Genomic DNA, 21,630 nt, shown 5'->3' on the forward strand with positions numbered 1-21,630 from the left:
TATATATTATGGATTTTAAAAAAGTAAAAGATAATAATGTTATTACCAAAGAAATATCATACAATTACTAAAGAAATATCATACAATTTGCTATTACATTATATAGATTCTTGTGCTTTTTTATAAATTTCATTGATTTCATCTTGAGGGACTATTTTAGATAGTATGGTAGCTATGATTATGATTCCAGGGATATTAATAAGGAATCTAGTCAGTGCAAACTTAGGACCTAGAGATGTTATTTCAAATAAAATAAGCGGAATTTTTGTTGTAGACCAAGCTCCTATGAATATGAGTATGTTTTTTAGTGACACACCTTTTTTCATAAATACTGCAGCTACTGGAAAAGCACCATAAAGTGGGCCAGCAGCAGCTGAACCTATAAACATTGCCAAAAGAATTCCTTTGAGGCCAGAGCCCTCTCCCATGAATTTTGTCATAGTTTCCTTTGGAACCCACACATCGAGAAGTCCTAGTAATAAGAAAATAGGTGGTATTACTTGAAGCATTTCCTTTAATGAAAAGCTAGTTATACCGATGATTTCTTTACCTAATGATTTATTAATAAAAGTCAATATAAGTACAGCAAGAAGTACGATTAAAAAAGCTCTGTATCTTTTTAATATAGGTATCATAAGTTAGTCACCACCATTCCTACAACAATTGCAACAATAAAAGAAAACATAAAAGCGAGCACATTTCTAGTGTAAGAAATTTTCTTGCCAAAATACTTAACTTCAACTGGTAATGTTACAATTCCAACCATCATAAGTGTAGATACAAAAGCGGCTATTTGCATGTATCCAGCTCCACCCTTTAAAAGAAGTGCAGCAGTAGGAAAAGCAACGAATCCAGGAATAAGTGTAATTGCTCCAATAATGGAAGCTAATATAACTCCAAACCACCCTGAACTTTCACCTAGCAAGCTAGAAATTAATTCATGATCTACTACTGCTAGAAGTACTCCTATCAGAAGCATTATGACAAGTAATTCTGGAAGTATGTTTTCAAATGACTTCCAAGCTTTTTTTAGTGCCTTTTTTGTTTTTGATTTGTCCTTTAAGTATGAAGCAGCTAGCAGTATGATAGCTAAAGAATATAAGATTATATTCATTCAAGTCTCCTTTCTTTCTTCTAGTAATAATATACTAAAATGATATATTTATATATTGCAATATATAGATGATACAGTTTGGATAAATATATGTCAATAAAAATAAATTTCAGAATAAAAACTTGTCTTAGAAATTAGTAACCATAATACGCTTATAATTTGAGATTTTTTAGATAGAATTATTATTTGTTAACATTAGGATAATAGATATGGTTTATTGTTGATTTAATATCAAGCCTATGTTATTATATATATCGATAGATATCGATATGAAGGAGAGAAATAAATTGGATTATGAAAGCAATGCTAGACTATTTAAAGCGTTTTGTGATGAGAATAGACTGAGAATTATAGAGCTTTTAAAAGATGGAGAAAAATGTGCATGTACACTTCAAGATGAACTAACTATTGTTCAGTCGACATTGTCACACCACATGAAAATTTTAATTGAGAGTAAAGTAGTAGAGTCAAGAAAAGATAAGAAGTGGACTTACTATTCTCTATCTGATAGCGGAAGTGAGCTTGCAAAGAATACTCTTAGTGAGATTCTTACTAAAAGTGAAAATTACAGTAGTTTTTGCATATGTGAGGATTAATATTTAAGATATTGATATTACATACAAAATATTATTATTTAATAAGAAGGAGTGAGGAAAATGAGTAAACAGAAGTTAGAGGGTATCAGCTTTTTTGAGAGATATCTTACCATTTGGGTAGCACTTTGTATGGTTATAGGTGTTTTGATTGGGAAGTTTATACCTGCTATACCAGCGTTTTTAGGTAAATTTGAATATGCAAATGTTTCAATTCCTATTGCTATTTTAATATGGCTTATGATCTATCCGATGATGATGAAAGTAGATTTTCACAGTGTTAAGAATGTAGGGAAAAATCCAAAAGGGCTCTATATTACATGGATTACTAATTGGCTTATAAAGCCATTTACTATGTTTGCGATTGCATCATTTTTCTTTTATAAAGTATTTTCAGGGTTTATTTCTCCAGACCTAGCAAGAGATTATTTGGCAGGGGCTGTATTACTTGGAGCGGCACCTTGTACTGCGATGGTTTTTGTATGGAGCCATCTTACAAAAGGCAACCCAGCCTACACAGTGGTTCAAGTAGCAACAAATGACCTTATTATACTGGCAGCATTTACACCTATAGTTGCATTTTTGCTTGGAATAGGAGGGATAAGTATACCATGGGATACATTGATTCTATCGGTTGTACTCTTCGTTGTAGTACCTCTTACAGCAGGGGTAATTACTAGAAATGTAATTACTAAAAATAAAGGATTAGAGTATTTTGAAAAGAATTTTATACCTAAGTTTAGCAATATCACAATTGGAGGCTTGCTTTTAACTTTAGTTATAATATTCTCTTTCCAAGGTCATGTTATACTAGAAAATCCACTCCACATTTTATTAATTGCCATACCACTTACAATCCAGACTTTTTTCATTTTCTTCGTAGCATATATAGCAGCAAAGCTTCTTAAACTGCCTCATAATGTTGCAGCTCCAGCTGGAATGATAGGAGCTTCCAACTTTTTCGAGCTTGCAGTAGCAGTAGCTATCGCACTTTTTGGAACTACTAGTCCAGTAGCGCTTGCAACTATTGTAGGAGTTTTGGTTGAGGTTCCAGTAATGCTCATATTAGTAAAAATAGCTAATAACACTAAAGCTTGGTTCGAGTCATAATCTGAACAATTAATATATTAATTATAAGAATAAGCAATTACTACTTTGATGTGAATTCTTTAATTCAGACATGGAATTAGGGATTAATATCAATTTGTGGCTGCTTATTTTTTATGCATAAATTTATAATGATAACTAATTAAAAATGTTTTGTAACTATTGAACTGATTATATCTTGATAAATGTGGTATTGTATTGATAGAGTGTTGTACAAGTAAATAAATTTGAAGCTTGGGGGAGTATTATGGACAAAAAAGATTACGATATATCAAACTTAGCAATCTCAGAAGCTGATACTATTAAAGAAAAATCACCTTGGAAAACAATTGTTATATATACAATTTTAGGATTTTTATGGATATTATTTTCAGATAGATTTGTAGATCTTTTTGCTGATAGTCATGAAACCTATAAATTAATGCAGTCCTACAAAGGGGTGTTTTATGTTGTTGTCACAGCTGTTATATTGTTTTATTTAATCAAATATGATTACTCAAAAATAATGAAGCTTACAAATGATGTTTCTGAAAAAAACGAAGAGTTAGTCAGCTTTTCAGAGGAATTAATAGCAATGGATGAAGACTTGCAGCAAAAAATAGAGTCTTTAAATATAGCTATGAAAAGTATAAATGAGCAAAAACAGTTCATTGATGATATATTCCAAAACAGCAACACATCAATTGTTACCTGGGGGCTTGACGGTGAAGTTCTAGATATAAACAATCATTTTACTGAGCTTATGGGATATGATAGACAAGATATCATAGGTAAGAAATGGTACGAAATTTTGCTTCCTGAAGAGCAAAAGTATAAGTATTATGAGCTTGCCTCAAAGCTTGAATCAGATAGAAAGGTTCAAAATTACGAAAATAAAGCGGTGGCAAAGGATGGGCGTATATTTGATATGCTTTGGAATAATGCAATGATTTACAATCCCCAAAATGATTTGACCATAGTAGTTTCATTTGGGATAGACCTTACTATGCAAAAGCAAAATGAGAGAAGGATATATGAGCTTGCTTATAATGATAAATTAACTGGATTTAAAAACTTAATTGCTTTTGAAAATGATATAAATTCTAAAATTAATAAAAAAACAAGCTTTACTTTATATTATCTAGATATGGATAATTTCAAGCATCTTAATGAAATACATGGACATAAATGTGGAGATATGTTTTTAAAGGATTATGCTTCGAGATTGCTTACTATTTTCGATAGAACAAATGTATACAGATGGTGTGGAGATGAGTTTGTAATCATTGAAGAGGATACAAATGATATCAATATAACCAAGAGAATAGATGAAATAGCATTGCTTACAAAGAATATATGGAAGTATAAAAATGTTGAGTACTATCCATCTGTAAGTATAGGAATAACTAAGTTCCCTGAGGATGCTGAAAATTTAGAGGGCTTGAAAAAGAACATGGATATGGCTCTATATAAAGCAAAATCGAGTGGAAAATCCTTAGCAGTAGCCTATCATTCAGACTTTCAAAAGGATATAGAAAAAAAGCTGGATTTAGAAAACACAATAACTCAGGCACTTATAAATGAAAGCTTTAGGCTAGTATTTCAACCTATTTACAGCATTAAGACAGGAAGAATAATTTCGATAGAGGCTTTAATCAGATGCAAAAGCTTGAATATAAATATAGGGGAAATGATTAATATAGCAGAGGAAAGTGGTCAGATTCTTCAAATAGACAGATGGGTAATTAAGAAAGCCTTTGAAATTATGAAAAATGAATTAGATAAATACGACATACTGCTGTCTATCAACCTTTCAGCTAAAAGTATAGCTTCACCAGATTTAATAGATTATTTAAGCAATATAACAAAAGAATACAATATAAATCCAAACAAAATAGAGTTTGAGCTTACTGAGCATTCCTTGATTTTCGATATAGATTGGAGTAAAGAGGTAATAGGTAAGCTAAAGCATCTAGGCTTTGGGATTGCACTTGATGATTTTGGAACTAGATATTCATCACTTAATTATCTTAGTACCATTCCTTTTGATTCTTTAAAAATTGACAAATCATATATAGACAAAATAGTTGATACAGATAAAAGCAGGGTGATAGTAGAGCAAATTATTGATTTATCACATAATTTGGGGCTTACTACTGTAGCTGAAGGAATCGAAGAAAATGAGCAGCTTGATATATTAAAAAAGCTAGACTGCGATTATGGACAAGGATATTTACTTGATAAACCATTGGAATTAGAAGATTTAATCATAAAAATAAATTAATTTGTATAATAGCATCTAAACGTTTGACAACGTTTTCTTAAGATGCTATTATATTTTTAAAGATGTATGAAACATGTTTCATACATATCAAAAAAGAAACTAGGGGATATGATGGCAAACATAAGAGAAATAGCAAAAAGAGCAGGAATAGGTATTGCTACAGTGTCTAGATACTTCAATGATTCTGGTTATGTAAGCGAAGAGTCGAGAGAGAAAATAAGAAAAGCTGTTGAAGAATTAGATTATACACCTAACGCACTGGCTAGAGCTATATTCAAAAAGAATACTAAAATCATAGGACTTATGATTCCAAATATTACAAACCCTTTCTTCAATCAAATGGTTTCTGAAATGGAAAAGCTTTTTAGGAAGCAAAACTATACCATAATTCTTTGCAATACAGATGACGACAAAGAAAAGGAGCAGTTTCATATTGAAACTCTAAGGAGCTACAGGGTAGCTGGAATTGTAGCTATGCGTACAATGACACCTGAGTCCTACAGAAATATCGATATACCAGTTATAGCTTTTGAAAATCAAATATCACCTGAGCATATTACAGTAGCATCTGATAACTATAAGGGTGGTATGGCTGCATTTAAACATCTGTATGATGGTGGGTGCCGAAAGATTCTTCATATACAAGGTCCAGAGGTTTTTATCGCAACTACTGAAAGATTAAGAGGCTTTATAGAAGCATCCAAGAAGAAAAAGGATGCACTTGTAGATGTAGTCAAGCTAGAGACAGATTTTCATATTAAGAGCTTGGAGCCAGCCATTGAGAATATAAAAAATATAACTGATTATGATGGCATATTTGTATTCAACGATATCTCTGCAGCAGTGGTTATGAAGCATCTGCATGACTTAGGAGTAAGGATACCAGAGCAAACTCAAATAATAGGATTCGACAACAGCTTCCTAGGTGAGCTATTACTTCCATCACTTACCACTATAGATCAGCCTATAAAGCAGCTTGGAAAAATAACTACTGATTTAATGATAAGACTCATAAATGGCGAGGAAATTGACCAAAAAGAGTATTATCTAAAAACGACTGTTATAAAGAGGAGTTCAACTCTTGGAAAAATAGCAACTTCAAAGGAATAAAAGAAAGGGCGAGGAAGATGAGCCAAGCAGTAAAGCTAGAAGTAAAAGGCATAACCAAAACCTTTCCTGGAGTCAAGGCTTTGGATAATGTAAGCTTCTCCGTAAAAAAAGGAACTGTACATGTTCTTTGTGGAGAAAACGGAGCAGGAAAGTCAACGCTTATGAAAATCATAAACGGAATATATAAACCTGACTCTGGAGAGATAGTTATCGATGGAAAACCAGTTAATGTAAAAAATCCTATCGATGCAAGAAAACATGGGATAAGTATGATTTTTCAGGAATTAAACTATATACCAGAAATGACAATTGAGGAGAGCTTTTTTGTAGGAAGCTGGCCTGTAGACTCAATAAAAAAAGTCGATTGGAAATCCATCAAAAAGAAAACTGATGATTTGCTAAAACGTGAGGGCTTAGCTTACAATTCTAAAACAAAGCTCAAGGATTTATCAGTATCAGATGTACAGATGCTAGAGATTTTAAAGGCTATATCTTATGATTCGGATATAATCATCATGGATGAGCCTACATCAGCTATAACAAACAAAGAGGTTAGAACTCTTTTTGAAAAAATTAAAGAGTTAAAGGAAAGAGGAGCTTGCATCATCTATATATCTCACAAAATGGAAGAGATATTTGAGATTGCAGATGAAATTACTGTATTTAGAGATGGTAAGGTTATAGATTCAAGACCAGTTGAAGATTATGATCTGAATTTAGTAATCTCTCAGATGGTAGGAAGAGAAATAAGCGATTCGTATCCGAAACAAGACCTAGAAATTGGAGAAACAGCCTTAGAGGTAAAAAATCTTTCAAGTAAAGGGAGCTTTAAGGATGTAAATTTTGCAGTTAAGCGTGGAGAAATTATAGGCTTTGCAGGTCTTATGGGAGCAGGAAGAACAGAAGTAATGAGGGCTTTGTTTGGACTTGATAAATACGACAGCGGAGAGATATTAATCAACAATGTGCCTGTGAGAATTCATTCTCCACAAGACAGTGTAAAGCATAAGATTGCAATGCTTTCTGAGGATAGAAGAAGATTTGGTATAGTGCCAGTTAGAAGTGTAAAAGAAAATGCCTCTTTATCTAATCTAAAGAGGTTTATTTACAAAGGTAGACTTCATAAATCTGAGGAAAACGCTGTTATAGGAGAGTATTTCAAAAAAATGAATGTAAAGACTCCGACTATGGATACGACAATTGATGTTCTAAGTGGAGGAAATCAGCAAAAGGTTATTTTGGCAAAGTGGATGGTAACTAATCCAGATATTTTGATACTAGATGAACCTACTAGAGGAATAGATGTAGGAGCAAAATATGAAATTTACGAACTTATAACCAAATTGGCATCAGAGGGAAGAGCGCTAATATTGATTTCATCAGAGCTTCCTGAGCTCATTGGTATGTGTGATAGAGTTTATGTTATGTCAAAAGGACAGATTAAAGGCGAGCTTTCAGCTGGAGATATCACACAAGAAAAAATAATGTATCTTGCGACACAAAATTAATAAGGAGGTGTTAAGGTGAGTAATAAGGCAAAAGGAAAAATTAATCCAGATATGCTGAGTAAATATGGAATATATCTTGTATTGTTAGTATTATTTGTAGTCAGCTGGATGGCAAATGAAAACTTCATGACAAAATCAAATCTCACCAATGTTTCTGTTCAGATAGCAGTAGGAACAATTCTAGCATTTGGACAAACTATTTTAATCATTTCAGGAATGCTAGATCTTTCATCAGCATCAGTTCTAGCTTTAGCAGGGGTTTTATCAATATCAGCCTACTTATCGACAGGCTCGTTGATTATAGGTTTCTTGGTGGCAGTTTTAGTAAGTGTTGCCTGCAACATGTTAAATGGACTTATGGTAACAAAATTTAAGACACCTCCATTTATAGCAACACTGGCTATGATGACAATGGCAAGAGGTGCAGCACTTTTATATACCAAAGGGCAAAATATCTATCAGATTAAGGACTATACGATATTTGGACAAGGTAATCTAATGGGAATTCCTATTCCTATAATATTTCTAGTATTAACTCTTATCATCACTTGGTACATTTTAAATCATACAGTTTTCGGACGTTCTATTTATGCAATAGGTGGAAATGAAGAAGCAGCAAATGCTTCAGGCATCAACGTTGATAGAGTGAAAATGAAAGCATTTATATTTAATGGAATTTTAGTAGGTCTTGCAGGAGTTATATTTATGTCTAGGGTAAATGGTGGACTTCCTAATGGAGCTGTAGGTTACGAATTTAAAGCCTTAACTGCTGCTGTCATAGGTGGAACTAGTTTCTCTGGTGGAGTTGGAACAGCATTTGGAACTTTAGCAGGAGCTTTTATAGTAGGTTTCCTTGATAATATAATGGTTATGGTTGGTCTAGACTCATATCTTCAGCAGATAGTAAGAGGTGCAATAATAGCTCTTGCAGTTATCTATGATATTTGGTCAAAATCAAAAGGCAAAAGCAAGAAATTAATTATGGTGGAAGAAACAAAGGAAAAAGTCAGCTGATTTTAGAATGAGCATTCATTTTAAAATATATTATTTTAATTTAAGGAGGGTTTTGTTATGAAAAAATGGTTATCAATGTTTTTTGCTGTAGCACTTCTTGCAGCATCTGTAACAGGTTGTAGTTCACCAGCGCCAACTACTGAAGCACCAGAGGGCTCTGAGGCTCCAGCAGATGGAAAGTACAAAGTTGCTTATGTAGCTAGAGCTCAAGCTGACTCATTTGCAGCGTGGCTAGCTAATGCAGTAAAAGAAGAATCTGAGAAATATGACAACATGACTGTTGATATCTTCGACGGACAAGCATCAGACGATACTGAGAACTCACTTATCGAAAACGCTATCGCAAACAAGTATGACCTTATTATCATTCAGCCAAACAATGGAGAAGCACAAAGACCATATGCAGAAAAAGCTATAGCTGCAGGAATCAAAGTTATAACAACTAATGCAAGAATTTCTGGAATTGAAGGAGCTTCTTCAGTTGACGCAGACCCATACAAGCAAGCTCAAGTAAATGCAGAGCTAGCAGTAGAAAAAATACCTCAAAATGCTAATGTAGTTATACTTAAGGGGCCTCCAGGAAACTTCCACGCTGATGAGAGATATAAATCATGGCAAAAAGAGTTTTTTGAAAAAAGACCTGACGTTACTATAGTTGGAGAAGAGATTGCTAACTGGAATAAAGATGAAGCTATGACATACATGGAAACATGGATGCAAGCTAGTAAGAAAATTGATGCTATAATATCTATGAATGATAATATGGCAGCAGGCGCATTAGAAGCAGTTAAAGATAAACCTGAATTTGCTGAAATTCAAGCTTACGGAGTAGATGGAACAGCTGAAGCATGCCTACTTATTAAAGATGGCAAAATGACTTCTACAAGTCTTCAAAGTGCTTATGATTTAGCAATTGCATTAATGGATACAAGCAATAAATTACTTACTGGAGAAGAGACACAAATAGATATGGATATAGATTGTCCACTTATAACACCAGATAACGTTGATCAATATATTGAAATGCATAAAAAAGCAGGCGCAATTAACTAGTATTAAATGGATAACAGGGTTTCCTGTTATCCATTCCTTTATAACTGTCAGAAAAGAGGAATGTATATGGAAAATAAAGCGATATTTATGCACGGAACAAATGACATGATTTGGAAAGAAATTCCTGTTCCTGAAATAGGGGAAGAGGATGTATTGATAAAGGTTGAAGCAGTTGGAATATGTGGTTCAGATATGCACTATTATCAGCATGGTAAAATAGGAGGCTTTATTGTAGATGGGGACTTCATACTTGGGCACGAAGCAGCAGGAAAAGTAGTTGAAGTTGGAGCAAAAGTAAAGGATTTAAAAGTTGGAGATAGAGTTGCTATGGAGCCAGGAGTAACTTGCGGAAAATGTGAATTTTGCGTTACTGGCAAGTATAATCTATGCCCAGATGTGGAATTCTTCGCCACACCTCCATATCATGGAGTATTTGCAAATTATGTAAAGCACCCAGCTTCTAAATGTTTCAAGCTTCCTGAGCATGTCAGCTCAATTGAAGGAGCTTTAGTAGAGCCTTTAAACGTAGGGCTTCATGCGGCTAATCAAGGAAATGTAAAATTAGGAGATACTGTTGTAGTGTTTGGAACAGGCTGTATAGGTCTTTGCTCGCTACTAGCTTCAAAAGCTATGGGAGCATCTCAGATTATAGTTGTAGATATTTTGCAAAATAGATTGGATAAAGCCAAAGAATTAGGAGCTACTCATGTAATTAATGCAAAGAATGAAGATGTAGTAGCTAAGGTAATGGAGCTTACAAATAATCTTGGAGCTGAAGTTGTGATTGAAACTGCTGGCTCTGAAATTACATTAAAACAGACAGTAGATGTTTTAAAACCAGCTGGAACTATTGTATCTGTTGGGATGACTCCAAAGGATTCAATTGAATTTAATTTTATGAAACTACAATCAAAAGAAGGAACTATTAAAAGCGTATTTAGATACAGAAATTTATATCCTACAGGCATTAATGCTATTGCAAGTGGCTCTATAAAAATAGCTGATATTGTAAGTCATAAGTTTGACTTTGAAAAAACAAAGGAAGCATTTGATTATGTAGCAGAAAATCCAGGAGAGGTTGTCAAAGCAGTAATAGTGATGCAGTAGAAGGGAAAGAAGGGGTTATTAATGTATTATATTGGTATTGACATAGGAACTTCATCTGTAAAGGTTCTAGCAATAGATGAAGCAGGAAAGATAGTAAAAACAGTTTCGAGAGAATACCCTATTTCATATCCTTTTCCATTGTGGTCAGAGCAAAATCCCAATGACTGGTGGGAGCAAAGTAAACTAGCACTAAAAGACATTTTAGAATATATTGATAAAGATAAGGTTAAATCAATTGGTTTTAGTGGACAGATGCATGGATTAGTAATCCTAGATAGTGAAGATAAGGTAATTAGACCAGCTATATTGTGGAATGACCAAAGGACTGAGTCAGAGTGCAGATTTTTAAATAACGATATAGGAAAAGACAAGCTTTTAAGCTGGACAGCAAATATAGCTCTAAATGGATTTACTGCTCCAAAGGTGCTTTGGGTAAAACAAAACGAACCAGAAAACTTTAAGAAAATAGCTAAAATATGTCTCCCTAAGGACTATATAGCATATAAGCTGTCAGGTGAATTTGCTACAGATTACTCAGACGCGTCAGGAACTCTTTATTTGGATGTAAAAAATAAAAAGTGGTCTGATGATATGATGAAGATTTTGGATATTGACGAAAATAAATTGCCGAAATTATATGATTCTTTTTCTGCAATAGGAACTATAAAAAAAGATATAGCAACTGAGCTTGGTCTTCCAGCTGACGTAAAAATTGTAATAGGTGGAGGGGATCAGGCCGTAGCTGCAGTAGGTGGAGGAATAGTAGAGAATCATCATTGCTCTATATCACTAGGCACCTCAGGAGCTGTATTTGCTACTTCGGATGAGTTTGTAATGGAAGATGAAGGCAAGCTTCATGTATTTTGCGATGCTAGAGGAAAGTATCATGTAATGGGAGTTACTTTGTCTGCAGCAGCTTCTCTCAAATGGTATGTAGAGGATTTTTTAAAAGCCTCATCCTATGATGAAGTTTTAACTGAAGTAGAAAAAAGCGATATAAACGAAAATGTATATTATCTTCCTTATTTATCTGGGGAAAGAACACCTCATAATGATCCAGATGCAAAGGCTACCTTCCTAGGAATGACAGTAAGACATGAGAGAAAAGATATGACAAGAGCTCTTCTTGAAGGGGTATGCTATTCACTTAGGGATTGCTATGAGTTAATGCATGAGGTAGGCATAAACCCTAAGGAAATAATAATCAACGGTGGCGGAGCTAAAAATGATTTTTGGTGCCAAATGTTAGCAGATGTACTTCATACTAAAATCAAAAAATTGGATATAAATGAAGGACCAGCTCTTGGAGCTGCAATTCTAGCATCAGTAGGAGATGGCAAGTACAGCTCAGTTTCAAATGCTTGTCAGGATATAATTAAGACAACTAAAGAATTTACCCCAGATGAAGTATCAAGTAAAATTTACTCTGAGAAATACAAAAAATATAAAAGCCTATATCCAATGCTAAAAGATTTTTTTTCTAGCTTATAGACATTTATTAAAAAATTAAAAGTAATAATAAATATAGTTTTGGATTATAACAAAATATAATACTTATTATAAAAAATCTCAATAACTAGAAAATAACACTAATTCAGGTGTTATTTTTTTTGTTGTGTTATAATATTTTTTGCATGTTATATGAATGACAGATGTTATTTTTTAGATTTATAGTTATGAAATGCGACTTAAGGAGAAGGCTATGATTATAAGTGATAAAACGATTGAAATTGTGGAAAAAGAGCAAAAGTGTATAGGGTGCAATGCTTGCATGAAGGGATGTCCTATGCTCGATAGATTTTGTGACTCTCCAAAAACACTTCTTAAGAAGCTACTAGATGAAAAGTCATTTGATTATAAATTGCCATATTCATGTATGCAGTGTGGCTACTGCACTAAAGTATGCCCGGTAGATGTGGATTTAAAGCATCTGTTTATGGAGCTAAGAAAAGATACAGTAAATCAAACAGACGGAAAGCTTCCAAAGGATTTGAATACTAGCAATGTGGCTATGCATCAAAAGCTTAGCTTTACAGGGCTTTTTTCAAAAAAGATTCAGCATTTAGAATCAGATACAGTTTTTTTCCCTGGTTGCGCACTTCAGGCATATAGCCCTGATTTAGTTGAAAAGGTATATTCGTACATAAGAAAAACTACAAAGGGTGCAGGTTACTACAATGTATGCTGTGCAAAGCCTACAAAAATGATGGGTAAAGACAGTGAGTTTCAAAAAATCTATCTAGGAATTGATGAGGAATTTAAAAGAAAAAAAGTAAAAAGAGTAATAACAGGTTGTCAAAACTGCTATATGACAATTCTATCAAATAGTCCTGATATAGAAGTGATATCTCTTTGGGAATACATTGATAAATCAGGTGTTCCAGCAGAGGCAAAGAATAAATATAAAATGAAAAAAGAAGAAGGCTTAAATACTAATAAATCTGAATATAGCTTTGTACTTCATGATCCTTGCCCTACTAGAGATGTAGATTCAATTCACATGGCTGTCAGAAATATAATCGCAGATTTAGGGATAGAGATAGATGAAATGAAGTACAGTAAGGGCAGGACTTTATGCTGCGGAGCTGGAGGGATGGTAGCTATCACTCAAAATGATATAGCTAAAGCCCACATGAGGCGAAGGGCTACAGAGAAGGATGCTGATTATATACTTACCTATTGCCAAGAATGTGTAGAGTCTATGAGACGAGGAGGCAGTAAGTCATTACATATTTTAGATTTAATTTTCCTAGATGACTTTTTAGAAGTAAATCAAGGAAATCAAAGCACCTTGGACAAATGGAAAAATAGATTTATAGCAAAAACAGCTAGGCTTTAATAAAAAATGACATATAGGAGGAATTACTTATGAAGAAAAAACTTTTGGCAATTTTACTTATTTTATCTATGCTTATGCTATCAGCTTGCTCTAGTCAGTCAGGGAGCACAGATGCTAATGATGAAGCAGGAGAGGCGAATACAACCACTGAGCAAACCACAGTAACTTTTTATGGCTGGGGAGGTAGTGAGGTTACGAATGCATGGATAGATGGGTATCTAACAGATGCAGTTGCGAAAAAATACAATATCAAGCTTGAAAGAGTAGGCATGAATATCGATGAGATATTGAATCTACTGCTAAATGAAAAGCAAGCAGGAACTGACAAGGGAAGCATTGATATTATATGGATTAACGGTGAAAACTTTGCTTCAGCTAAAGAAAATGGACTTTTATTTGGGCCATTTGCAAGTGAGCTTGAAAATTTCAGTAAGTACCTAGACCCGAACTCTCCAGATGTAATGTTTGATTTTGGAGTTGCGACAGAAGGCTACGAGGTACCATTTGGAAAAGCTCAATTTGTTATGGTTTATGACAGCTCACTTTTATCTCAGGTGCCAGAAGATCATAAAGCGCTTTTAGAAATGGCTAAAAATAATCCTGGAAAATTTACTTATCCTGCACCACCGGATTTTACAGGAAGCGCTTTTGTAAGAAATATCATATATGATATAGTCGGATATGAGCAGTTTCTGACTATGGATGCAGATTATGATACTGTGAAATCAGCTATCATGCCAGCTATGGATTATCTTAAGGAATTAAAGCCATATCTATGGAATGAAGGAAAGACATATCCGGCTTCACTGTCTATACTAGATAATATGTATGCAGATGGAGAAGTGTTTATGACTATGGATTATAATCCAAACTCAGCATCATCTAGAATTTCAACAGGTGAATTTCCAGATGCTACTAAAACCTTTATATTTGATAAAGGAAGTATAGGAAATACTCATTTTGTGGCTATACCTTTTAATTCACCAAATGTAGAGGGTGCAAAAGCAGTTATTAATGAAATAATATCAGTTGAAGCTCAGGCTAAAAAATACGATCCAAGTGGATGGGGAGATCTTCCTGTACTAGATAACAGTAAGCTATCTGACGATGAGAAGAAAGTATTTGACTCTATTCCTCTTGGAAAAGCAACTCTTCCTCAAGATGAACTTATGAGTAAAAGAATGCCAGAGCTACCAGCAAAACTAGTTCCAATCATAGAACAGATTTGGATGGAGACTATAGCAGCGGAGAGTAATTAATGTGAAAATACTATTAAAGCCGTATTTGATGCTTTTGCCAGTGCTTATAATTCTGATTGGCATTTTAGGTATAGGAGTTATGACTACTTTTACTCAGAGTATTGGATACTTTAGCGCAATTGGGTCAAACGACTTTACATTAGATAACTATATGAGATTACTAACAGACAAGGGGTTAATTGAATCCCTTGTTTTTTCCATGCGAACATCTTTTATATCTGCATTTATATCTACCTTAGGTGGAGTTATTTTGGCTGTAGCAGTATACAAGCTAGGGAATGAAGGAGACCTTCTTTCTAAATCCTTTAGGATTCCAATAATAGTGCCGCATCTTCTTTCTGTACTTCTTATTTACAATATTTTTTCTCAGACAGGAATTCTAGCAAGAATTTTATTTTCTTTAGGAGTAATTGATTCCTTTGAAAGCTTTCCACAGATACTTTATTTAAAAAATGGATTTGGAATTATTTTGGCGTATGTATGGAAGGAATTGCCTTTTATAGCCTTTATAACCTATAACGTACTTTCAAAACTGAGCACAAAGCTTTCTGATGCCGCCAGAAATTTGGGTGCAAGTAGCTTTCAAGCCATGAGATATGTAGTTATTCCCTTACTTATTCCATCGATATTATCTTCATTTATCCTAGTATTCGCCTTTTCATTTGGCGCATATGAAATACCTATGCTGCTTGGAGCAACCTATCCGAAAGCTTTACCAGTGAAAGCCTATATTGAGTACATAAATCCTATCCTTAGCAACAGACCTTACGCTATGGCTATCAATTTTTTCATTGCAAGTATGGGTCTATTTCTTGCCTATATTTACTTTAAGTGCTTCGAAAGGGTTACAAGATATGAAAAACAGTAGATTAAAGTACAAACTAATAGCCTATAGCATGGTTTTATCGATAATATTGCCTCTTTTATTAATCATAATCTGGAGCTTTGCTAACAGATGGCAGTGGCCTAGCCTTGTTCCAACGGATTATGGACTTAGAGGCTGGAGCTATATATTTGGAGCAAGAGCTAAAACCTTTGAAATAATATGTATCAGTATGTGTATTTCCTTTATCGCTTCGGTTATAACTATAGGAATTACTATTCCAGCGGCCAAAGCAATGGCGCATTATAACTTTAAATTCAAAAAACAAATTGAAATGCTAATATTTTTGCCGGCTATTGTACCTACTGTAGTAGTGGCTATGGGAATACATATACATTTCTTGAAGATGAACCTAGGAGGTAGCTTTTCAGGCTTAGTACTTATCAACATTCTTCCGTGCATTCCATATTCTTACTGGATACTTAAAAACGTATTTGAAATTATTGGAGATAAAATGAATTATCAGGCTAGAGTGCTAGGTGCAAGTAGTACTCAGACCTTTATTTATATCACACTGCCTATGATATTTCCAGGAATCATAACTGCGCTTAGCATGTCGTTTATAGTTTCATTTGGTCAATATTTTATAAATGTATTAATAGGGGCAGGAAAAATAACTACATTTACTATGCTCATGTTTCCATATATAGAAAGTGGAGATAGAACCATGGGCTCTGTTTATGGAACTGTATTTCTGTTTGCAAGCTTAATAGGGCTTGTTATAGTAGAAAAGCTTACATCAAGTATGTATAGAGGTAAATTAAAGGAGTACAAATATGTCTAAAATAGTTTTAAATAATATTTATAAGAGCTTTGGACATACTAAGGTAATTGAAAATATAAACCTAGAGGTAGAGCAAGGAGAGATTCTTTCCCTGCTTGGAGAGTCTGGATGTGGCAAAACTACTACTCTTAAGCTCATAGCTGGAATACTTTCCCCAGATAGTGGAGATATTTATATTGGAGAAAAGAGAATAAATGATTTGCCAATTGAAAAAAGAAAGGCAGTTATTGTGTTTCAGGATTATGTTTTATTCCCTCATCTAAACATTGAAAAAAATGTAGGCTTTGGGCTTAAGATGATGGGAAAGCCAAAAGCTGAAATAAAGTCAAGGGTAGATGAAATGCTGAGCCTAGTTTCTTTAGAAGGCTATAACAAAAGATATCCTCATGAGCTTTCTGGAGGACAAAAGCAAAGGATAGCTCTTGCTAGAGCGCTTGCTATAGAGCCAAGTGTACTACTTTTAGATGAACCTTTTTCGAATTTAGATGCAAATCTAAAAGAAAGTGTCAGAGATTTAGTGATGACTATCCAAAGGAAGCTAAATATCACTACAATAATGGTGACTCATGAAAAAGAAGAAGCTATGATGTATTCAGATAAAATAGCTGTTATGATAAATGGAAAAATAGAGCAGATAGGCAGTAGCATGGAAGTTTATAACGAACCTAAAACTCTTGAAGTTGCAAAGCTTGTGAGTAGCTATAATCTGATTGAAGGCTGTTCTAAATCAAATATGATTGATTTGTTTGGAGTAAAAGTTAAATCGAGATTTGAAAATGAAAAAGTAAGCATCATTATTAGACCAGAAGCTATTGTAATCGACGAATCATCGAGCCTTAAGGCAAGGCTAATTAGGGAGAAATTTGCTGGAGAGAAAAAATATCTTGAGCTAGAATTAGGAAATATAAAGCTTAAGGCAGTTGCAGATAGCAGCTGTAGTTTTGTTGAAAATCAAGAAATTGGTATTAGGTTCTTAGAAGAAAAGCTGTTTATATATGAAGCGAAGGAGTAAATTATGCTAGACACTCATGGAAGAAAATATGTTGAGCCAATAATAGAGAGCGTTGCAAATGCTTTTATAAATAGAAATATTTCTGCAAATAAAGTAACAGTTTTAGCTTTTGTACTAGGAATATCTAGTGGAGGCTGGATGCTTCTTGGTCAGCCCCTCATTGCTACAGCTGTACTTTGGATATCTGGACTGCTTGATGCAGTAGATGGAGCTATAGCTAGAAAAACAGGCACAAGCTCTTCTTGGGGTGCACTTATGGATATAACCTTTGATAGAATAGTAGAGCTATCAGTTATTATTTCTCTAGCTGTACTATATCCACAGGCTAGACTAGTTCTCATAATGCTGACAGGCTCGATTATTATATCTATGACTGTATTTTTGACTGTAGGAGCACTTAGTAAGAATACTAAAAATAAAGCATTTTATTATCAAGCTGGCTTGGCTGAAAGAACTGAAGGCTTTATAATGTCATCTCTTATGATGCTTTTTTCTAATCATATCATCATCATAACAATAGTATATTTTTTAGCAATTTTATTTACAGCAGGGCAAAGGCTAAAAGAAGCATATGAACTATTAAGAAATTAAATAGTTTTTATAAAAAATATCAATAGATAAAATCTCTCAAATTGTTTGTAATACTAATACTTAAATGGTAGACTTAACTAGATTATACATATAATTTAATAATTAACAGGAGGGTTTTATTTATGAAATTTAAAAAGAATGCACTTTTAGCTATTATGTTAGGAATCAGTATGCTTGGATTTGCAGGCTGCAGTAATGCACCAGCTGAAACTACTGAAGAGCCAGCAGCTCAAGAAGAACCAGCTGCTCAAGAGGAACCTGCAGCACCAGATCAAGTAGGAGGAGTATCATTAGAAAATCCTATCCTTGTAGACAAAGAAGCAAAAACTGTAACTGTACTTACTCAAGTAAATGGAAAATATTTCACAGAAGTAACTCGTCATGCTTCAGTATTTAAAGATGGTACTAATGGTGCAAAATCAGTATTTACTGCATATGCTGATCCAGTTGCGTTTTATGATGCGTTAGTTGAAATAGGAGCTGAGCCAGGAAATAATATGACTGTAGATAATGGTGCAACTACTCATGTTGAGGGTACTGCTCTAGATATGAAAGTTACATGGAACGGCGCAGAAAAAGAATACGATGTAAATGAAGTAATCAAAGACAGCAATGGAAAACAAATTGCATTTAAATTTGGTGGAAACCTTGAAATGGCAAAAAATAAAAACACTGGTTGCTTATCTTGCCTTGATAGCTGTCCAGTAGGAATAATTTCAAACTCTGCTTATACTTATGGCTCAGTTGAAAAAACAAGTGAAGTTACATTCATGGGTAATGGAGATATATTACCAGAAGATGGAACATATATAGCTACAGTATATTCTATAGCTGAATAATTATAGAAAAAAGTTGAAGGCTCCATTTAAAGGGAACCTTTAGGAGGTAATTAGATGAAAAAACTAAGATTGCTGTTCTACTATACTGCTACAGGTATAGCACTAGGCTTTCTTATTAATATGCTACTGTTCTTTAGTGTAGCGTATGAGATGATGGTAGGTCTTGGGCTGGTGATGTATATTTTCACTGCTTTTGGAGCTATGGTTGCTTTATCAAAGCAAAGACTTGATTGGAAATATTCGTTTTTCATTATAGAAGGGCTAGCAGTATTTTTAGCTCTTGTAACTGGAAGATTACAGCAGTTTTTATATATCACAAAAGAAACCTTGGTTATTACTACTCCGGTTTCACAGGTTAGACCGTATTTTTTAGCTTTTGTAATTGTGGTAAATTTAGTGAATATCTATATCATAATGACTTTAAAGAAATATCAAAAGGAATATACAAAAGAGGAAAGAAAAGCTTTAAAAGAAAGCGAGCTAAAGCTTAAGGACCTTCGTGAGGAAATAGATGCATCAGAGCTTGAGCAAATTAAGAAGAAAAGAAAGCTAGGTAGAATTATTGCGCTAGCAGGGATCGGGATTTTTATGATTTGCTATTTTACTATAGACTCACTTCATACAGGACTTAATGAAGCATTTGCAACTATTTCTAGACTAGACACTCAAATAGTAATTGAGTACCTTAGATCATTTGGAAAATTAGCAGTAGTTGTTTCATTTACACTTATGGTGCTTCAATCAATTGCGGCTCCTATTCCAGCATTTTTAATTACATTATCAAATGCTGCGATATTTGGATGGTGGCAAGGAGCAATTTTATCTTGGTCTTCTGCTATGGCAGGAGCGGCACTATGCTTCTTTATTGCAAGAGTGCTAGGTAGAGATGCAGTTGAAAAGCTTACTAGCAAGGGTGCTATGGAGAGTGTTGATGTATTCTTTGAAAAGTACGGTAAGTTTGCAATCTTAATTTGTAGACTGCTTCCATTTGTTTCTTTTGACTTTGTAAGCTATGCAGCAGGACTTACGAATATGAGATTCTGGGCGTTCTTTATTGCAACTGGACTTGGACAGCTTCCTGCTACTATAGTATACTCTTATGTAGGAGGAACTCTTACAGGTGGAGCTCAAAAGCTATTTGTAGGTTTACTTACACTGTTTGCACTATCGATAATGATAGGTATAGCTAAAAAGATATACAATGATAAACAAAATGCAAAAAAATCTATTGATAAAGCTAGCTAGTTAGAATCAGCCTGATGTTTTTGCATCAGGCTGTAATTTTGATGAAGGAGGAGCAAGTGTGACTAAATTAAAGAAAACTATAATTATAATAGCGACTTTAGCATTTTTCATTTGTATTTATAATTCTTTTCTTTGCGATATTACTGCAGCATCAATAAGAAATTGGGTTGATGGGTTTGGCTCTCTTGCTCCTTTTGCTTATATAGGTGTATGGATAGTGCTTCCTATATTCTTTTTTCCAGTGCCAGTGCTTGCTTTAGCAGGAGGACTTTCGTTTGGACTTTGGGATGGAACTTTATATACTATTATAGGAGCTATAATAAACAGCAGCGTCATGTACTACATAGCAAAAATACTATCTAAGGATATGATAAGAAGCTACCTTAAAGAAAAGATGCCAAAGGCTTGGTGGGATAAATTTATGGAATCGAGTAGCAGAGATAGCTTTTTGATAGTTTTCATTTGCAGACTTATTCCTGCTATGCCATACAACGTCATAAACTATGCATCTGGACTTGCTGAAATAGGCTTTACTCAGTATACGATAGCGACCTTCATTGGCATCTTGCCAGGAACTGTTATTTTTCTAAATGTAGGGGATAAAATACTAGATATAAAGTCACCTGAATTTATAATTTCTATCATATTAGTAATTTTACTTACAGCAGGCTCGATATTATTAGGAAAAGCTCTTTCTAAGAAATCTAGTGTCATGCCAGAAAATGACTAAATTAAAAACACCTCATAAATCTAAGAGAAAAGATTTGAGGTGTTTTCTTGTGAATCGTAATAATTTTTTAAGATTAATTTACCTAGACGATTTTAGAATTTTCATCCTTTAAGAAGAAAGTAGATATTCCACTTAAAATAAGAATTCCGCTGATGATTTTAATCCATAGAGCTGTAGAGTGACACTCCATAGGCTTCATACATACACCTATACTAAATGGTGTATCAAGTGGAATGATAAATAGTATAAGTCCAAGTACTATAAATGTAATTGGAAGGTGAGCTTTTCTTATGTAGAGCTCAATAGATAAAGCTATTAGGATGATAGCGATAAGTATTACAGCAGTACTGGTGTAATGACATCTCATAGGCATTTCCTTGCCACTTTGAAGCAAGACTTTCCCAGTACAGACAGGGCTTATGTACTTTACAGCTATTAGCAGTATAGCCCCTAAAATTGCGTTTAAAAGGTTTACATATTTTTTCATTTCATCTCTCCTTTGATAAATTCTAAACGATTATATCATACAAATAGGAGATATAGCTTTGCGAAACTTATAATAATAATTTATAGAATACA

The 21,630-nt window shown here is 33.9% G+C and carries 21 protein-coding genes; 18 read left to right on the forward strand and 3 right to left on the reverse strand.

The genetic code is table 11. The features are described 5' to 3' along the window. Positions 1 to 98: 98 nt before the first annotated feature. Both CLOST_RS04085 and CLOST_RS04090 read right to left on the reverse strand, forming a co-directional pair. Positions 99 to 635: a permease gene (locus CLOST_RS04085; protein ID WP_013360984.1), complete on the reverse strand. Its 537-nt coding sequence runs from the start codon at positions 633 to 635 to the stop codon at positions 99 to 101. Continuing rightward, entirely contained in the window at positions 632 to 1,114 is a 483-nt protein-coding gene (locus tag CLOST_RS04090) for a permease (RefSeq protein WP_013360985.1), read from the reverse strand. Before CLOST_RS04090 ends, CLOST_RS04085 begins: the two co-directional genes overlap by 4 nt. A 287-nt stretch (positions 1,115 to 1,401) precedes the next feature. Between CLOST_RS04090 and CLOST_RS04095 the strand changes: the two genes are divergently transcribed. The 18 genes from CLOST_RS04095 to CLOST_RS04180 all read left to right on the forward strand — a co-directional run bounded on the left by CLOST_RS04095 (position 1,402) and on the right by CLOST_RS04180 (position 21,051). Continuing rightward, positions 1,402 to 1,710, forward strand: a complete 309-nt coding sequence (locus tag CLOST_RS04095; protein ID WP_013360986.1) for an ArsR/SmtB family transcription factor — start codon at positions 1,402 to 1,404, stop codon at positions 1,708 to 1,710. Positions 1,711 to 1,770: 60 nt separating this feature from the next. Then, entirely contained in the window at positions 1,771 to 2,817 is a 1,047-nt protein-coding gene (arsB, locus tag CLOST_RS04100) for an ACR3 family arsenite efflux transporter (RefSeq protein ID WP_013360987.1), read from the forward strand. A gap of 244 nt (positions 2,818 to 3,061) precedes the next feature. After that, complete coding sequence (locus CLOST_RS04105) at positions 3,062 to 5,077, forward strand: sensor domain-containing protein (protein WP_013360988.1); 2,016 nt, start codon at positions 3,062 to 3,064, stop codon at positions 5,075 to 5,077. 66 nt (positions 5,078 to 5,143) lie between these two features. Further along, positions 5,144 to 6,187 carry a LacI family DNA-binding transcriptional regulator gene (locus CLOST_RS04110; RefSeq protein ID WP_231853141.1) on the forward strand — a complete coding sequence of 348 codons (1,044 nt, stop codon included), beginning with the start codon at positions 5,144 to 5,146 and terminating at the stop codon, positions 6,185 to 6,187. 17 nt (positions 6,188 to 6,204) lie between these two features. Beyond that, positions 6,205 to 7,695, forward strand: a complete 1,491-nt coding sequence (locus CLOST_RS04115) for a sugar ABC transporter ATP-binding protein (RefSeq protein ID WP_013360990.1) — start codon at positions 6,205 to 6,207, stop codon at positions 7,693 to 7,695. Positions 7,696 to 7,710: 15 nt separating this feature from the next. Further along, positions 7,711 to 8,709: an ABC transporter permease gene (locus CLOST_RS04120; protein ID WP_013360991.1), complete on the forward strand. Its 999-nt coding sequence runs from the start codon at positions 7,711 to 7,713 to the stop codon at positions 8,707 to 8,709. Between the two features lie 57 nt (positions 8,710 to 8,766). After that, complete coding sequence (locus tag CLOST_RS04125) at positions 8,767 to 9,762, forward strand: sugar ABC transporter substrate-binding protein (RefSeq protein ID WP_013360992.1); 996 nt, start codon at positions 8,767 to 8,769, stop codon at positions 9,760 to 9,762. Positions 9,763 to 9,828: 66 nt separating this feature from the next. Beyond that, positions 9,829 to 10,869: an NAD(P)-dependent alcohol dehydrogenase gene (locus CLOST_RS04130; protein WP_013360993.1), complete on the forward strand. Its 1,041-nt coding sequence runs from the start codon at positions 9,829 to 9,831 to the stop codon at positions 10,867 to 10,869. Between the two features lie 21 nt (positions 10,870 to 10,890). Continuing rightward, positions 10,891 to 12,360: a xylulokinase gene (xylB, locus tag CLOST_RS04135; protein ID WP_013360994.1), complete on the forward strand. Its 1,470-nt coding sequence runs from the start codon at positions 10,891 to 10,893 to the stop codon at positions 12,358 to 12,360. A 211-nt stretch (positions 12,361 to 12,571) separates the two neighbouring features. Next, positions 12,572 to 13,708, forward strand: a complete 1,137-nt coding sequence (locus CLOST_RS04140; RefSeq protein ID WP_013360995.1) for a (Fe-S)-binding protein — start codon at positions 12,572 to 12,574, stop codon at positions 13,706 to 13,708. 29 nt (positions 13,709 to 13,737) lie between these two features. Continuing rightward, the gene (locus CLOST_RS04145) at positions 13,738 to 14,967 is read left to right on the forward strand and encodes an ABC transporter substrate-binding protein (protein WP_013360996.1); all 1,230 of its coding nucleotides are present in this window, start codon (positions 13,738 to 13,740) and stop codon (positions 14,965 to 14,967) included. Between the two features lies 1 nt (position 14,968). Next, complete coding sequence (locus tag CLOST_RS04150) at positions 14,969 to 15,835, forward strand: ABC transporter permease (RefSeq protein ID WP_013360997.1); 867 nt, start codon at positions 14,969 to 14,971, stop codon at positions 15,833 to 15,835. Beyond that, positions 15,822 to 16,634 carry an ABC transporter permease gene (locus tag CLOST_RS04155; protein ID WP_013360998.1) on the forward strand — a complete coding sequence of 271 codons (813 nt, stop codon included), beginning with the start codon at positions 15,822 to 15,824 and terminating at the stop codon, positions 16,632 to 16,634. The genes CLOST_RS04150 and CLOST_RS04155 overlap by 14 nt, the downstream gene beginning before the upstream one ends. Continuing rightward, the gene (locus tag CLOST_RS04160; RefSeq protein WP_013360999.1) at positions 16,627 to 17,646 is read left to right on the forward strand and encodes an ABC transporter ATP-binding protein; all 1,020 of its coding nucleotides are present in this window, start codon (positions 16,627 to 16,629) and stop codon (positions 17,644 to 17,646) included. The genes CLOST_RS04155 and CLOST_RS04160 overlap by 8 nt, the downstream gene beginning before the upstream one ends. Positions 17,647 to 17,649: 3 nt before the next feature. Further along, entirely contained in the window at positions 17,650 to 18,237 is a 588-nt protein-coding gene (locus CLOST_RS04165) for a CDP-alcohol phosphatidyltransferase family protein (RefSeq protein ID WP_013361000.1), read from the forward strand. A 122-nt stretch (positions 18,238 to 18,359) separates the two neighbouring features. Next, positions 18,360 to 19,076, forward strand: coding sequence for a YdjY domain-containing protein (locus CLOST_RS04170; protein WP_013361001.1), 717 nt, complete (start codon positions 18,360 to 18,362; stop codon positions 19,074 to 19,076). Between the two features lie 54 nt (positions 19,077 to 19,130). Then, on the forward strand, positions 19,131 to 20,321 hold the full coding sequence (locus CLOST_RS14230; protein WP_013361002.1) for a VTT domain-containing protein: 1,191 nt from the start codon (positions 19,131 to 19,133) through the stop codon (positions 20,319 to 20,321). Positions 20,322 to 20,379: 58 nt separating this feature from the next. Further along, a complete protein-coding gene (locus tag CLOST_RS04180; RefSeq protein WP_013361003.1) occupies positions 20,380 to 21,051 on the forward strand; it encodes a TVP38/TMEM64 family protein in 672 nt (223 codons plus the stop codon). Positions 21,052 to 21,133: 82 nt separating this feature from the next. Here CLOST_RS04180 and CLOST_RS04185 read toward each other — a convergent pair whose 3' ends face one another. Beyond that, positions 21,134 to 21,538 carry a DUF4418 family protein gene (locus tag CLOST_RS04185; protein ID WP_013361004.1) on the reverse strand — a complete coding sequence of 135 codons (405 nt, stop codon included), beginning with the start codon at positions 21,536 to 21,538 and terminating at the stop codon, positions 21,134 to 21,136. Positions 21,539 to 21,630 lie beyond the last annotated feature (92 nt).

The sequence above is a fragment of the Acetoanaerobium sticklandii genome (genome assembly GCF_000196455.1).
Classification (GTDB): Bacteria; Bacillota; Clostridia; order Peptostreptococcales; family Filifactoraceae; genus Acetoanaerobium; species Acetoanaerobium sticklandii.